12 protein-coding genes are annotated in these 14,068 nt (G+C 69.3%); 3 read left to right on the forward strand and 9 right to left on the reverse strand.

Annotated features, from left to right (window positions below; translation table 11 throughout):
• Position 1: 1 nt before the first annotated feature.
• The 7 genes from ACZK5N_RS00820 to iolC form a co-directional block, all read right to left on the reverse strand.
• On the reverse strand, positions 2-1,129 hold the full coding sequence (locus ACZK5N_RS00820) for a zinc-binding dehydrogenase (RefSeq protein WP_463624557.1): 1,128 nt from the start codon (positions 1,127-1,129) through the stop codon (positions 2-4).
• Positions 1,130-1,229: 100 nt separating this feature from the next.
• Positions 1,230-1,622: a phage holin family protein gene (locus tag ACZK5N_RS00825; protein WP_463624558.1), complete on the reverse strand. Its 393-nt coding sequence runs from the start codon at positions 1,620-1,622 to the stop codon at positions 1,230-1,232.
• 372 nt (positions 1,623-1,994) lie between these two features.
• Positions 1,995-3,188, reverse strand: a complete 1,194-nt coding sequence (locus tag ACZK5N_RS00830; protein WP_463624559.1) for a Gfo/Idh/MocA family protein — start codon at positions 3,186-3,188, stop codon at positions 1,995-1,997.
• Positions 3,189-3,315: 127 nt separating this feature from the next.
• A complete protein-coding gene (locus ACZK5N_RS00835; RefSeq protein ID WP_463624560.1) occupies positions 3,316-4,821 on the reverse strand; it encodes a CoA-acylating methylmalonate-semialdehyde dehydrogenase in 1,506 nt (501 codons plus the stop codon).
• A 25-nt stretch (positions 4,822-4,846) separates the two neighbouring features.
• Positions 4,847-6,727 carry a 3D-(3,5/4)-trihydroxycyclohexane-1,2-dione acylhydrolase (decyclizing) gene (iolD, locus tag ACZK5N_RS00840; RefSeq protein ID WP_459017945.1) on the reverse strand — a complete coding sequence of 627 codons (1,881 nt, stop codon included), beginning with the start codon at positions 6,725-6,727 and terminating at the stop codon, positions 4,847-4,849.
• A gap of 19 nt (positions 6,728-6,746) precedes the next feature.
• Entirely contained in the window at positions 6,747-7,619 is an 873-nt protein-coding gene (gene iolB, locus ACZK5N_RS00845; RefSeq protein ID WP_459017946.1) for a 5-deoxy-glucuronate isomerase, read from the reverse strand.
• On the reverse strand, positions 7,616-8,614 hold the full coding sequence (gene iolC, locus ACZK5N_RS00850; protein ID WP_459017947.1) for a 5-dehydro-2-deoxygluconokinase: 999 nt from the start codon (positions 8,612-8,614) through the stop codon (positions 7,616-7,618). The genes iolB and iolC overlap by 4 nt, the downstream gene beginning before the upstream one ends.
• A 185-nt stretch (positions 8,615-8,799) precedes the next feature.
• Between iolC and ACZK5N_RS00855 the strand changes: the two genes are divergently transcribed.
• Positions 8,800-9,546: a GntR family transcriptional regulator gene (locus tag ACZK5N_RS00855; RefSeq protein WP_459017948.1), complete on the forward strand. Its 747-nt coding sequence runs from the start codon at positions 8,800-8,802 to the stop codon at positions 9,544-9,546.
• 151 nt (positions 9,547-9,697) lie between these two features.
• Complete coding sequence (locus ACZK5N_RS00860; RefSeq protein ID WP_459017949.1) at positions 9,698-10,774, forward strand: transaldolase family protein; 1,077 nt, start codon at positions 9,698-9,700, stop codon at positions 10,772-10,774.
• 257 nt (positions 10,775-11,031) lie between these two features.
• Here ACZK5N_RS00860 and ACZK5N_RS00865 read toward each other — a convergent pair whose 3' ends face one another.
• Positions 11,032-11,460 (reverse strand): hypothetical protein, encoded by a 429-nt coding sequence (locus ACZK5N_RS00865; protein WP_459017950.1) that lies wholly within the window; start codon positions 11,458-11,460, stop codon positions 11,032-11,034.
• A 66-nt stretch (positions 11,461-11,526) separates the two neighbouring features.
• Here ACZK5N_RS00865 and ACZK5N_RS00870 point away from each other — a divergent pair, with 66 nt between their 5' ends.
• Positions 11,527-12,966, forward strand: coding sequence for an alpha-amylase (locus ACZK5N_RS00870; protein ID WP_459017951.1), 1,440 nt, complete (start codon positions 11,527-11,529; stop codon positions 12,964-12,966).
• A gap of 70 nt (positions 12,967-13,036) precedes the next feature.
• On the opposite strand, the gene ACZK5N_RS00875 is transcribed toward ACZK5N_RS00870, so the two are convergent.
• Positions 13,037-14,065, reverse strand: coding sequence for a LacI family DNA-binding transcriptional regulator (locus tag ACZK5N_RS00875; RefSeq protein ID WP_459017952.1), 1,029 nt, complete (start codon positions 14,063-14,065; stop codon positions 13,037-13,039).
• Positions 14,066-14,068: the final 3 nt, after the last annotated feature.

A 14,068-nucleotide genomic window follows, 5' to 3' on the forward strand; every position in this document is an offset into this window, starting at 1 on the left:
GTCAGAGGCTCATGTCCACGATGCCGCGACCCGACATCGTGCCCTCACGGAGCTTCTGGTAGCCCAGGTTGACGTCGTCGAGGCTGAAGACCTGGTTGACCACGTCGTCGACCTCGATGAGGCCCCGCGCCGCCATGTCCACCACCGCCGGGAGGTCCACGCGGGTACGCGCTCCGTAGGAGCCGATGATGGACTGGCTGCGGCGCACGGTGCGGTTGATCTGCACCTCGGCCGACTGCACTCCGGCGCCCAGGCCGATCGGAACCATGCGGCCGCCGTCGGACAGGATGTCCAGCGCGGTATTCCAGGTCTGGGGGCGGCCCAGCGCCTCGAACGCCACGTCGACGCCGTAGCCGTCGGTGATCTCCATCACGGCCTCCCGCGCGTCGGTGTTCTTGAGGTTGACCGTGTGCGTGGCGCCCATGACCTTGGCCGCCGCGAGCTTGTCGTCGTCGACATCGAGCGCGATGACCTGACGGGCGCCCATGACCTTGGCGAACTTGAGGATCATGGAGCCCACACCACCGGTGGCGACGACGGCGACGGTCTCACCGAACCGCAGGTCCGCACCGCGCCGTACGGCGCCGTAGGCAGTCATGGCCGCGCAGCCGAGGATGGCCGTGTTCTTCGGCGAGAGGTTGTCGGGAATAGGCGTCACGGAGGTGGCAGGAACCACGCAGTACTCCGCCAGGCCGCCCATGGAGTACATCCAGATGGGGTTGCCGTCCATGTCCGAGAGCCGGGTCTCGCCGTCGTACAGGACGCCCTTGAGCCGGTTGAGCTGGAAGAACGGGTAGCAGAGGTCGTCGCGGCCGGCGCGGCAGGCCTTGCACTGGCCGCAGGGCATCAGGAAGGCGCCGGCCACATTCTGACCGACCTGGAGTTCGCCGGTGAGCATGCCGGGGCCGAGCTCGACGATGGCGCCCGACACCTCATGGCCGAGGACGCAGGGGGTGGGGAACGCGATGGCGCCGCCGAGGACGTGGAGGTCCGAGTGACACAGGCCGCAGGCCGCCACCTTGAGCAGGACCTCGTTGGCGCGCGGGCGGGGGGTCGGGATGGTCTCGATCGAGAGCGGTTCACCGGGAGCCCGGAGGACCGCGGCGCGCATCGTTGCAGGAATGTCCATGATGACTCCTCAGTGAATTTGTGTGGACATTCACAGTATGGACTACGCCTGTCGCCCTGTCACTACCGGGGTGCCAGTTTGTCGCGACATTTATTTGTTCTTACATGCGCCTCTTTGTGGAATCGTTTGCACCGAGCGCAGAGGTCACGACAGCCGACACGACGGAGATGATGAAGGACCCGATGAGGGCGGTCCAGAAGCCGTCGACGTGGAATCCCAAGCCCACCTGCCCGGCCACCCAGGACGTCAGCATCAGCATCAGCGCGTTGATCACGAGCAGGAAGAGTCCGAATGTCAGCACGATGAGGCACGTGCCGAGAACCGCCGCGAAGGGCCTCACGACGGCGTTCACCACGCCGAGGATGACAGCCACCCCCAGGAGCGTCAGGGCCTGGTTGACCGTGGTGTCGGCGGTCAGCGTGATGCCGGGGAGGAGCCACACGGCGATGGCGGTCGCAACGGCCGTGGCGAGCAGGCGGAGGAAGAGCTTCATAGCTCTGAGCGTAGGGCTCCCGTCTCTCACGCGCCCCAGGGAACTCCCCGACCGGCTCCCTGAGACGCACGCCAGCCGAGTCGCCCACATCGGTCTGCAACTTGCGATCAGGAGGGCGGTATCTGTGCATATACGCAGATACCGCCCTCCTGATCGCAAGTTGCAGAACCCGGACCCAACCACGCCACAGGCAGACCAGTGCGGGGAGACGGGAGACGAGACCCGGGCGGACTCCACACCCAACCGCAGACGGGCCCGCGGCAAGGCGCGAGACCTTGGACAACGGCCGCCCGGGCCTCGACGCACGGCTCACCGCACCAGACCACCGAGCGCCCACGTCGGGGTTTCCACGCGGGCGGAAATCGGGAGGGGTCAGCGGCCGAAGGTGGTGACCGCCTCGACCGTCGGCACGTCGTGCCACTGACCGTCTGCGGCCGAGGCCACGACCGCCTCGTCGATCTCGGCCGCGGCCCAGCCATCGCCGGCCGAGGGGGCGACCTGCTCCCCCGTCGTCACGGAGATGAGGAATTTCGCTGCCTCGACGGCCTTCAGGTCGTCGAAGCCCATCGAGGTGCCCGCGCCGGGCTGGAACCGGTCGAAGTCCGGCATGCCGGGGCCGGCCATGACCCTGGTGTAGCCCTGGACAGGGCCCTCGCCGCGACCCACACACACGTCGAGGTGGTTCAGAGACTCGAAGTTCCAGCGCACCGACCCCTCCGTGCCGTAGACCTCGACGATGTACTCGGCCCGCGGCCCCACGGACACCCGGCTGGCCTCCAGGACCCCCACGACGCCGCCGTCGAACCGGGTCAGCACGGCCACCCAGTCCTCGTTGCCCACCGGCCCCTTCTCCTCGCCGACGGTGTAGCCCGAGTGGCCGACGCCGCCGGAGCCGATCGGGATGGGCCGTTCCTTGATGAACGTGTCCGTCATCGCCGAGACCGACGAGATGCGTCCCACCAGATACTGGGCCAGGTCAGCGCCGTGCGAGAGCAGGTCGCCGACGATGCCGGCGCCCGCCCGAGCCCGGTCGTAGCGCCACGTGAGCGGGCCGTCGGGGCTGGAGGCGTAGTCGGCGATGAACCACACGCGGCAGTTCGTCACCCGCCCCAGCTTCCCCTCGCGGATCAACTGGCGCGCGTACTGGATGGCCGGCACGTGCCGGTAGTTGAAGCCGACGGCGGTGGCCAGACCCGCGCCGGCGGCGGCCTGGGCGATCTCACGCGACTCCGTCGCGCTGACGCCCATGGGCTTCTCGATCCAGAACGGCTTGCCGGCCGCGGCGGCGGCCAGCGCGATCTCGTGGTGCAGGAAGTTGGGCGCGCAGATGGAGACCACCTCCACCTCCGGGTCCGCGAGAAGATCGCGGTAGTCGGCGTAGGCGCGCTGGAAGCCCGCCACGTCGACGGCCCAGTCGCGCGTGGCCTCAACCGGGTCACAGGCCGCGACGAGGTCGCAGGCCAGGCCCAGCTCCGGGTAGCGCTCCGCGAGCGCCTTGTAGCTGCGGGTGTGCAGTCGGCCCATCCAGCCGAGTGAGATGACGCCGACGCCGATGCGCTTGGCCATGACGAGTTCCTTCCTGGCGCTTCGCGCCATGGTGACGAGCCCGTCCGGGCGGGCCGGGGTGGGCAGCGGTGCCCACCCCGGGATCAGCCCCGGACGGTGCTCAGGGTGTGTTGTGCCGTTGCCGGCCTTACTTGGTGGCGACGAAGTCCAGGCCGATCTTGCCGTGGCTGCCGGAACCGGCCCACCGCGTCGTGATCACCTTGGTGCGGGTGTAGAAGTTCACGCCCTCCTGGCCGTGGATCTTGTGATCGCCCAGCAGCGAGTTCTTCCAGCCGCCGAACGAGTAGTAGCCGACCGGAACCGGGATGGGCACGTTGATGCCCACCATGCCCGCGTTGACGTCGAGCTGGAACTGGCGGGCCACCTGGCCGTTCTCCGTGAAGATCGCCGAGCCGTTGCCGAACGCGCTCGAGTTGACGATCTCGATGGCCTCCTCGTAGGTGTCGGTCTTCACCACCACCAGCACCGGCCCGAAGACCTCCTCGCAGTACAGCTGCGTCTCGAGCGGGACGTTGTCCACGATGGTGGGGCCCACCCAGTTGCCGTTCGCGGTGCCCTCGACCTCGGAGCTGAAGCCGCGACCGTCGAGCACCACGTTGGCGCCCTTGGCTTCGGCGTCGTTGATCCAGGACAGGATCCGCTCGCGGGACTTCGACGAGATGACCGGGCCGAGCTCGTTCTTCGGGTCCGAGCCCGGGCCCACCTTGAGGACCTCGGCGCGGGCCTTGACCTTCTCGATGAGGGCGTCGTGCGCCTCACCCACGGCCACGACGACAGGCAGGGCCATGCAGCGCTGACCGGCCGCGCCGAAGGCGCCGGAGACAATGTGCTGGGCCGCGAAGTCCAGGTTGGCGTCGGGCATCACGATGGCGTGGTTGTTGGCGCCGCCGAGGGCCTGGAACCGCTTGCCGGAGGCAGCGCAGCGCTCAGCCACGATCTTGGCCACCGGGGTCGAGCCGACGAAGGAGACGGCATCGATGCCGGGGTGGTCAAGGATGTGGGAGACCACCTGCTTGTCGCCGCACACCACCTGGAACAGGCCGTCGGGCAGGCCCGCCTCCTGGTACAGCTTGGCCACCATGAGCGACACGGAGGGCACGGGCGTGGCCGGCTTGAGGATGACGGCGTTGCCGGTGGCCAGAGCCATCGGGTGCATCCACATGGGCACCATCATGGGGAAGTTGAAGGGCACGATGGCGCCGACGACACCGACGGCCTGGCGGATGGTGTGCACGTCGACGCCGGTGGCGGCCTCGATGGTGTGGTCTCCCTTGAGCGCGTTCTGGATGCCGCAGGCGAATTCCACGATCTCCAGGCCGCGGGCGATCTCGCCGAGCGCGTCGCCACGGGTCTTGCCACCCTCACGGACAATGACGTCGGCGAGGTCGTCCTGGCGCTCGATGAGCAGCTGGCGGAAGTTGAACATGACGCGGGTGCGCTTGGCCAGCGACGCCCGGCCCCAGGCCTTCTGGGCGGTGCGGGCCGACGCGACGGCGCGGTCGATGAGTTCGATGCTGGCCTCGGCGACTCCGCCGATGACCTCGCCGGTGGCGGGATTGTCGATGGGCAGGACCTCGACACCCTCCTCGAAGTACTCGGCGCCGTCGATCCAATGGGGCATGGTGATGGACATATCAGTTTCCTCTCGGGGGTGGGGATCAGAAGAAGCGACGCTGGGCCTTGACGGCCTCCGCGTACTCCTCGTAGGCCTTCTGGGTGGATTCGAGCGTGGAGGCGGCCGTGACGGGCACGTCCCACCAGCTGGTGCCGGGCGGGTTGGGCCCGTACAGGTCGGTCTCGATGTAGATCATCGTCGCCTTGTCGGAGGCGACGGCGGTGGCGTAGGCCTCACGGAAGTCCGCGATGGTGCGGACCTCCAGGACGTCGAGGCCCCAGGTGCGGGCGTTGCCGGCGATGTCGACGGGGATCAGCTCGTCGCTGCGTCCGCCGTCGGCGGAACGCATGCGGTACTTGGTTCCGAACCGCTGCGAGCCGCGGGACTCCGACAGCCCGCCGATGGACGCGTAGCCGTGGTTCTGCAGCAGCACGAAGATCACCTTCGCGCGCTCCTGGATGATGGTGGCGATCTCCATCGGCAGCATCTGGTACGTGCCGTCGCCGACGATGGCCACCACCTCCGACTCCGGGGACGCCATCTTGCAGCCGAGTGCCGCGGGGATCTCGTAGCCCATGGTCGAGAAGGCGTATTCGACGTGGTACTGCCCGGGGGTGCGGGCCCGCCACAGGGACTGCAGGTCTCCAGGCATGGAGCCGGCGGCGTTGATGACGATGTCGTCGTCGCCCATCATCTCGTTGAGGGCGCCGAACACCTCGGTCTGCGCCGGGAGCGGTCCGTGGCCCAGGTGGTAGCACGTCTCGGTGGCCTCGGCCCAGGCGGCGCGCTCGTCGGCGATCTTCTGGGAGTACGCATCCTCGACGCGGTAGTCGGAGAGTGCCTCGGTGAGCGCGGTCAGCGCCTCGCGGGCGTCGGCCACGAGCATCTGGGCGCCCTGCTTGGCCGCGTCGAAGGAGCCGACGTTGATGTTGAGGAACCTGACGTCCGGGTTCTTGAACTGGGTCTGCGAGCCGGTGGTGAAGTCGGAGTAGCGGGTGCCGATGCCGATGATGAGGTCCGCCTCGACGGCGATCGCGTTGGCCGAGCCGGCTCCGGTGGAGCCCACGCCGCCGACGGCGCGCTCGTGGTCCCAGTTGATGCCGCCCTTGCCGGCCTGCGTGTCGGCCACCGGGATGCCGGTGGCGGTGGCGAAGGCGCGCAGTTCCTCGGTGGCACCGGAGTAGATGGTGCCGCCGCCGGAGATGATGAGGGGGCGCTTGGCGGCGCGGATGGCCTCGACGGCGCGGGCGAGGGCGGCGCGGTCCGGGACGCGGCGGTCGATGTGCCACACCTTCCTGGCGAAGAACTCCTCGGGCCAGTCGTAGACCTCGGCCTGGACGTCCTCGGGCATGCAGACGACGGCGGCGCCGGTGTCGGCCGGATCCGTCAGCACGCGCATGGCGCGCGGCAGGGAGACCATGAGCTGCTCCGGGCGGTTGACCCGGTCCCAGAACTTCGACACCGGACGGAAGGCGTCGTTGGCGCTCACGTCGGGGTTAGTGGGGTCCTCCACCTGCTGCAGCACCGGGTCCGGCATGCGGTTGGCGAAGATGTCCGAGGGGAACAGCAGCACGGGCACGCGGTTGGTGGTGGCCAGCGCGGCGCCGGTGACCATGTTGAGGGCGCCGGGGCCGATCGAGGACGTGACCGCGAGGGTCTGCAGGCGCTCGGTCTGCTTGGCGAAGGCGGCGGCCACGTGGACCATGCCCTGCTCGTTGCGGCCCATCCAGTACTCGAAGGGCTCGTCGAAGGCGGGGTCAACCTCGTGCTGCAGGAGGGCCTGGCCGATGCCGGCGACGTTGCCGTGGCCGAAGATGCCGAACATGCCAGGAATGAAGCGCTGCTCCACGCCGTCGCGCTCGGTGTACTGGTGCGCGAGGTACCGGACGATGGCTTGCGCAACCGAAAGGCGGATGGTGGTCATGTGAGGGTAACTCGCTTTCTCAGGCGTCGAGCCGGGTGGGTACGTAGGGGAGGCGGGGATCGACGTCTGTGTCGTCCCAAGTCTGGCGGAGCCAGCCGTAGCAGGGGTCGTCCACGGACAACCACTCGGGTCCACCGGGGCCGGCCATCACGTTGAGGTAATACAGGTCGTAGCCCGGTGCCGCGACACACGGGCCGTGCCAGCCGTGCGGAACCAGTGCGGTGTCGCCGCTGTTGACCCGCAGCGCGACGTCGATGGGCCGCTCGGGCGTGCCGTAGGTGGAGTGGAAGGCCATGCCGGGGCCGTGCTCGTCGGCCTTGATCTCGAAGTAGTAGATCTCCTCGAGCTCGCGCTCGGTGCCGGTGGTCTCGTCGTGCTTGTGCGGGGGGTAGCTGGACCAGTTGCCGCCGGGGGTGATGACCTCGCACACCAGCAGGCGGCTGGTCTGCAGCGTGTTGTTGAGCGCGTAGTTGGTGACCTGCCGCGACATCGTGCCCGCGCCCCGCAGGCCGACGACGGCCTCGTCGGCCGGGCAGTAGCGCACGTCGAGCGTGGCGTCGGCGACGGCGCTGGGCAGCGCGTAGCGGCCGCCGCCGACGGAGGTGATGGTGGCCTCGGCGCCCCGGGGGAGGTAGAGGTAGTCGGTGACCTCGCCGAAGACGGTCGAGCGACCCTTGAGCTGGAAGGTGGCCCCGCCGACGGCGAGCGTCGCGGCGCCCTCCAGCGGCAGGACGAGATACTCGGCCTCACCGGTGGACAGCGCGTAGGACTCGCCGGCGCCCAGCACCGCGATCCTGAGGCCGGAGTATCCCCACCCGGCCGATTCGGGGCTCACCTCGACGGAGAGGGGCGGCGACGCGGTGGAGCCGGCTGGCAGGACGAGGTCGGTCATGAGTTCTCCTTGACGCGGTGGCGGGTCTTGGTGGCGACTGGGTTGCGGCGCACGGCCGCGAGGAGCTCGGGCTCGCTCGGCATCGCCGTCGAGCATTCGAGGCGGGTGGCGACGAGGGCGCCGGCGGCCGAGGCGGCCACGAGCGTGTCGACGAGCGGCCACTCCTTGATGAGTCCGAAGCACAGCGCGCCGCCGAACGCGTCGCCGGCGCCGAGGCCGTTGACCACGTCGATGGGAGTGCCCTCGACCTCGATCACGCGATCGGCATCCATCGCGAGCACGCCGTCGGGGCCGCGCTTGACCACTGCCAGGTCCACTCCGCGCGCCAGCAGCGCCTCGGCGGCCCGCTCCGGGTCGGATTCCCCGACTGCGACGAGACACTCGGCCGCGTTGCCCACGACGATGTCGACAAAGGGCAGCGCCTCGGCGATCGCCTCACGCGCAGCCTCTGGCGAGGACCAGAACTGCTCGCGGTAGTCGAGATCCAGGATGGTGAACGGCCGGCGCCCGCGGGCCTTCAGGGCGGCGATGTGGGTGGACCGGCTGGGCTCGCGACTCAGCCCGGTCGCGGTGACCCAGAACACCTTGGCCTGGACGATGGCGTCGAAGGGCAGGTCCTCCGGCCGGAGGCGCAGGTCCGGCGCCGTGGGGCGGCGGTAGAAGTAGAGGGGGAAGTTGTCCGGGGGAAAGATCTCGCAGAAGGTGACCGGCGTGTTGAGGTCGCCGTCGACCTTGACGTAATCGTCGAACACCCCGAGGTGGCCCATCTCGGCGCGGCAGAACCGGCCGAAGGGGTCGTCGCCGACGGCCGTGACCACGGCGGCCGAGCGACGGAGGCGCGCGGCGGCGACGGCGACGTTGGTGGCGCTGCCGCCGAGGAATTTGCCGAAGGACGTCACGTCTTCAAGGCCGACCCCGTGCTGGTGAGGATAGATGTCCACGCCGATACGCCCCATGGTCAGCACATCGACCGTGCGTGTGCCGAAAAGTCCCATCAATAACCCGCTTCTTCGAGGTGGTGCCCTCCCATCGTAACGACCCTTCGTCATTTGTCAAGACAAACGAACAATCTGCTCGGCGACGCCCTGCCGGACCCGGCATCGGGAATTCATCCTGACAAAGTCCTCGCCAAGACCTGACAATGCCTCTAGACTGCATTCAATAGAACGTGAGATGAACCATGCCGCCAAGTGCCCCCTACATCGCGCAGATCGAGATCGACCGCGCCAGCTCCACGCCGCTCCACGCCCAGATCGCGGAACCGCTGACCCGGCTGATCGAGAACGGCGAGATCGAGCCCGGCACACGCCTCGAGGACGAGGTATCCATGGCCGAGCGGCTCAAGGTGTCGCGGCCCACGGCCCGCCGCGCCATGGAGACGCTGACCAACAAGGGGCTGATCGTCCGGCGACGCGGCGCCGGCACGATGGTCACGCCCACCCGGGTGCACCGCCCCATGGCGCTCAGCTCCCTCAACGACGACCTTGAGAAGTCCGGGGTCGACCCCCGCACCACCGTGCTGGAGTGGGCGATCGAGGAGGCGGCACCCGGGGTCGCGGCGGCGCTCACCGTCCCCGTCGGCTCGGAGGTGGTCCGCATGCGTCGGCTCCGAATGCTGCGCGATGAGCCCCTGGCCATCCTGACCAACTGGCTTCCCGCCGGCATCGCCCCCACCAGGGACGAACTGGAGACGGGCGGGCTCTACGCGCTGTTGCGCACCAGGGGGGTCAAGGTGGCCGTCGGCGTGCAGCAGATCAGCGCGCGCCTGGCCACGGCCGACGAGGGGCGCCTGCTGAACGAGCCGACGGGGGCGGCTCTGCTCACCATGCAGCGCACCGCCTACGACGAGCAGCACCGCGCCGTGGAGTTCGGCATGCACGTGTACCGGGCCTCCATGTACTCCTACGACCAGACCGTCCTGGCATGACCGCCGATCCCGCACCGTGGGCGTCGTCCGCCGATCAGCACTTGCCCCAATATTTGTTCTGACATACGCTTGACAGGACAAAGCGATTGGGTGTCCAATGGGTGCAAGGCCTCATCGTCGAGACCGCACCACCGTCAAGAAGGAAATGTCGATGACCATCGAGTACACCGAGGGACCGCTCCTGACCGCGGCCCGGACTACGCCTACCGCCCTGTGGAACGACTCGGCAGACCTCGAGGAGCTGCGCCAGTCCATCTCCTACGGCGGCGTCGGAGCCACCTGCAACCCCGTGATCGGGTACACCACCATCAAGCAGCGCAAGGACATCTGGGGCCCCCGGATCCAGGCCATCGCGGCCGCCCACCCCACGTGGGGCGAGTCTGAGATCGGCTGGCAGGCCATCAAGGACATGTCCATCGAGGCTGCCGAGTTGCTGCTGCCGATCTTCGAGGAGTCGAAGGGGCGCAACGGCCGGCTCTCCGTGCAGACGGATCCCCGCCACCACCGCGACGCCAAGGCCCTCGCCGACCAGGCTGAGGAGTTCCACAACCTGGCGCCCAACATCATCGTGAAGATTCCCGCCACGAAGGTGGGAATCGAGGCCATCGAGGAGGCCACCTACCGCGGCGTCGTCATGAACGTGACCGTGTCGTTCACCGTCGCCCAGGTCGTCCGCTCCGGCGAGGCGATCGAGCGGGGCCTGCAGCGGCGCGTCGCGGAGGGTAAGCCGATCGACCAGATGTGGCCCGTGGTCACGCTCATGGTGGGTCGCCTCGACGACTGGATGAAGGCCGAAGCCGAGCGCACCCAGCTCTTCATCGACCCCGGCCACATGGAGTGGGCCGGCGTCGCGGCCATCAAGAAGGCCTACCAGATCTTCCAGGAGCGCGGCTTCCGGTCGCGCGTCCTGTCGGCCGCGTTCCGCAACGTGCTGCAGTACAGCGAGCTCGTGGGCGGTGACCTGGTGGTTTCCCCGCCGTTCAAGTGGGCCAAGCGGATCAACAACTCCGACTACGTGGCCGAGAGCCGCATCGACGTGCCGGTGGACCCGAAGATCATCGCGTCGCTGCGGCGCATCGAGGACTTCAACCGCGCCTACGAGGAGGACGGCCTGTCCATCGAGGAGTTCGAGACCTTCGGCCCCACCCGCAAGACGCTGCGCCAGTTCCTGGGCGCTGACTGCGATCTCGACGCCCTGGTGCGCGACTTCCTCATCGCCCCCGCCTGATCCTCCCCGCGTCCTGGCCTGACCCCCGGGATCACACCACGCAGGCCCCGGTCCGCTCCTGACGGACCGGGGCCTGCGTGTGCCCGGGGTGGAGTGGGGTCCGCGCTTGGGGCGGGTGGGGGTTTGAGCCGATGGATGGGTTCGCGGAGATGACCACGCTCAGGCTGAGCGGGACCCATCCCGCGAACCCATCCATCGGCTCAAAGCACCCCCCGGGGCTAGCTCCAGGCCGTCGGTGGTGTATCGGGTCGCGGGGGTCAGCTGGCGCGGGGGCCCTCAGGCGGGAGCTGCTTCTGCAGCTGGGCCAGCCGGACGTTGATCTGCTCGAGCAGCTCCGCCGTCTCCGCGTTCAGCGACTTCATGGCCTTACGGCGCACTCCGCCCGTGTTGGCGCCCCACGCCAGCTCGCCCCGCACCCGCAGCGCCTGCGCGTGCCGGCGCCACCCCTGCGGCTCCTTGGCCTCGGGGAACGCCCTCTCGACGGCGTCCGCGGCCGTGTCGATGGCCGCCATCTTGGCGTCGAAGCGGAGCTTCGCGTTGTTCGGGTCGGTGGCCGACTGCAGCTTGCCCACCAGATTGTCCAGGCTCTTGGCGATCTGCGGATTCTCGCGCAGCGCCGACACCAGCGTCACCGTCGTGGCGACCGCGGCGCCCGTGGTCTTGAGGATCATGCCGAGCTTGCTCATGCGGCCAGTCTAGGTTCGACGCCAGAACGGGGCGCCCGATCCCCGCGACCGCCTACGCTGGCCGACATGCGACGACGCGTCCTCACCCCGGTCCTGCTCATCGGCGCCGCCGCCCTCGGCGCCTGCACCGCGACCCCCGAGCCCGCCGTCGAGGCCACCCCCACCGTCGGGGTCCAGCTCTTCCAATGGCCGTGGCGGTCGGTGGCCAAGGAGTGCACAGACGTGCTCGGCCCACACCAATTCGGCTTCGTGCTGCTCTCCCCCGCCCAGGAGCACATCGAGGGCGAGCAGTGGTGGACCTCCTACCAGCCGGTCAGCTACCAGCTCGAGTCCAAGCTGGGCACGCGCGAGGAGTTCGCCGAGATGGTCACCGCGTGCGGGGAGGCCGGCGTGGACGTGATCGCCGACGCCGTGATCAACCACATGGCGGGGATCGACGGGGGCACTGGTGTCGCGGGCACGGACTTCACGCACTACGACTACCCGGGGCTGTACTCGGAGGAGGACTTCCACGACTGCCCCATGACGGTCTCAGGCGACATCGAGAACTACTCGGACCAGCAGCAGGTGCAGGAGTGCGAGCTGGTCAACCTCGCAGACCTGGACACCGGCAGCGAGAAGGTCCGCGACACGATCGCGGCCTACCTCGACGACCTCACCGCCTTAGGCGTGGCAGGCTTCCGGATCGACGCGGCCAAGCACATGTCCACGACCGATGTGGAGGCCATCGTCGGGAGGCTTGACGGCGAGCCGCTGATCATCTCCGAGGTCATCCGCGGGGGCGGCGAGCCGATCCAGCCGGAGGACTACCTCGACGCCGGCGCCGTCTTCGCGTTCCAGGTGGCCAAGGACATCTCCGGCGTGGTGCCCGGCGGCGCTGTCTCGCGCGCCTTGGATATGCGCGACGGGGAGGTCCCGTCGGAGCAGGCGTTCACGTTCGTCACCAACCACGACACCGAGCGCAACGGGCAGACACTCACGCCCAAGGACGGGGACCAGTTCCGGGTGGCCACCGCTCTGCTCCTCGGCATCGACTACGGCACCCCTGTCGTCTATTCCGGCTACTCCTTCTCGGACCGCGACGCCGGGGCGCCGCAGACGGACGGCCGGGTCGACGACGTGGCGTGCGCGGAGCCGTCGGAGGATCCGGAGGATGGCGCGTGGTTGTGCCAGCACCGGGATGTCGCGGGGTTGGCTGAGTGGGTCGCGGTGGTGGGCGACACCCCCGTCGAGAACGTGTGGAAGGAGGGCTACGCGGTGGCCTTCGATCGAGGCGACCGCGGCCTCATCGCGATCAATGACACCAGCACGCCCGTCACGGCTACCCTGACCACGAACCTGCCCGACGGCGCCTACTGCGACGCGGCCGCCTCGCCTTCACCGCCCACCATGGCGGATCGTTGCGAGGACGGCCCGTTCGTGGTGGCCGACGGGGAGGTGACGGTCGACATGCCGCCGATGGACGTGGTCGCGCTCCACGTCAACCTGCGCTCCCCAGCCGCCTGAGAAACAGCAACCCTGTCGGCTGGTTGAGCCGGGGGCACGGACGGAGCCCGCGTCAGGGATTGGGAGGGGGTCAGTCTGCGGCGACCGGCGGGGTGCTGTCGCGGAGGTGGACTTCCAGCGCGAGGGGCGAGGGGACCCAGTCCGGGTCGATCGCCGCCCGGACCGCCTGGTAGCCCACCTCCTCCAGGGGGATGTGGACCGACGTGAGCGGCGGCGTGAGGTCACTGGATGCGGGAATGTCGTCGAAGCCGGCCATGGCGATGTCCGTGCCCAGCTCGCGGCCCTCGTCGCGCAACTCGCGGACCGCGCCCAGCGCCACCGCGTCGCTCAGCGCGAACACCAGCGTCCCGGGTTCCAGCCCGGAGGCCAGCGCCTCGCGCATCGCCTGCGCGCCGCCCTCCCGCGTGAAGGGGGCACGGAACACCTGATCGACGCGCCCTCCCCCGGCGGTGAACCCGTCGGTGAAGCCGGCCTGACGCTGATCCGTCGTCAGCAGCCCGCGCGGCGCGGCCAGCACCACGGCGCGCCGGTAGCCGCGCCCCGCGAGGGCCAGCCCGAGCTGCCGCGCGCCACCCCAGTTGTCGATCAGCACCGAGCGCAGCTCCGCGGCACCGGGGCCGAGAGCGATGACGCGGCCACCCATGCCGTGGATGGCGTCCACCTCCAGCTGCACCGGCTCGAAGGGAACCGCCATGCGCGAGGCCGCCAAGATCACCCCTCGGGGCCGCTGGCCGCGCAGCACGCGTAGCAACGCCGCCTCGCGTTGCGGGTCGCGCCCCGTCGTCGCGATGGTGACCAGGAACCCCGCCTCGTCCGCCCCGCGCGCGACTCCGGCCGCGACCTGGGCGAAGTACGGGTCCGCGATGTCAGCCACCAGCAGCGCGATCAGGGCGGAGGCCCCACTGGCGACGGCCTGGGCGGAGACGTTGACGCTGTAGCCCAGCTTGTCCGCCGCCTCCCGGACGCGCTCGCGGTAGGACTCCGCGACCTTCCGCGTCGATCCGTTCAGGACCCGCGACGCCGTCGCCAGCGAGACGCCGGCCGCCTGCGCGACGTCGACGAGGGTGGCCGTACCGTAGCGGCGCTGCTCTGGCTTCACAGT

This window comes from Tessaracoccus pujii (assembly GCF_055326215.1).

Coding starts and splice junctions, on each gene's coding strand:
- iolC (WP_459017947.1), bottom strand. CDS start 8,614: ATGGGACTTTTCGGCACACGCACGGTCGATGTGCTGACCATGGGGCGT.
- ACZK5N_RS00870 (WP_459017951.1), top strand. CDS start 11,527: ATGCGACGACGCGTCCTCACCCCGGTCCTGCTCATCGGCGCCGCCGCC.
- ACZK5N_RS00860 (WP_459017949.1), top strand. CDS start 9,698: ATGACCATCGAGTACACCGAGGGACCGCTCCTGACCGCGGCCCGGACT.
- iolB (WP_459017946.1), bottom strand. CDS start 7,619: ATGACCGACCTCGTCCTGCCAGCCGGCTCCACCGCGTCGCCGCCCCTC.
- ACZK5N_RS00820 (WP_463624557.1), bottom strand. CDS start 1,129: ATGGACATTCCTGCAACGATGCGCGCCGCGGTCCTCCGGGCTCCCGGT.
- iolD (WP_459017945.1), bottom strand. CDS start 6,727: ATGACCACCATCCGCCTTTCGGTTGCGCAAGCCATCGTCCGGTACCTC.
- ACZK5N_RS00855 (WP_459017948.1), top strand. CDS start 8,800: ATGCCGCCAAGTGCCCCCTACATCGCGCAGATCGAGATCGACCGCGCC.
- ACZK5N_RS00835 (WP_463624560.1), bottom strand. CDS start 4,821: ATGTCCATCACCATGCCCCATTGGATCGACGGCGCCGAGTACTTCGAG.
- ACZK5N_RS00825 (WP_463624558.1), bottom strand. CDS start 1,622: ATGAAGCTCTTCCTCCGCCTGCTCGCCACGGCCGTTGCGACCGCCATC.
- ACZK5N_RS00865 (WP_459017950.1), bottom strand. CDS start 11,460: ATGAGCAAGCTCGGCATGATCCTCAAGACCACGGGCGCCGCGGTCGCC.
- ACZK5N_RS00830 (WP_463624559.1), bottom strand. CDS start 3,188: ATGGCCAAGCGCATCGGCGTCGGCGTCATCTCACTCGGCTGGATGGGC.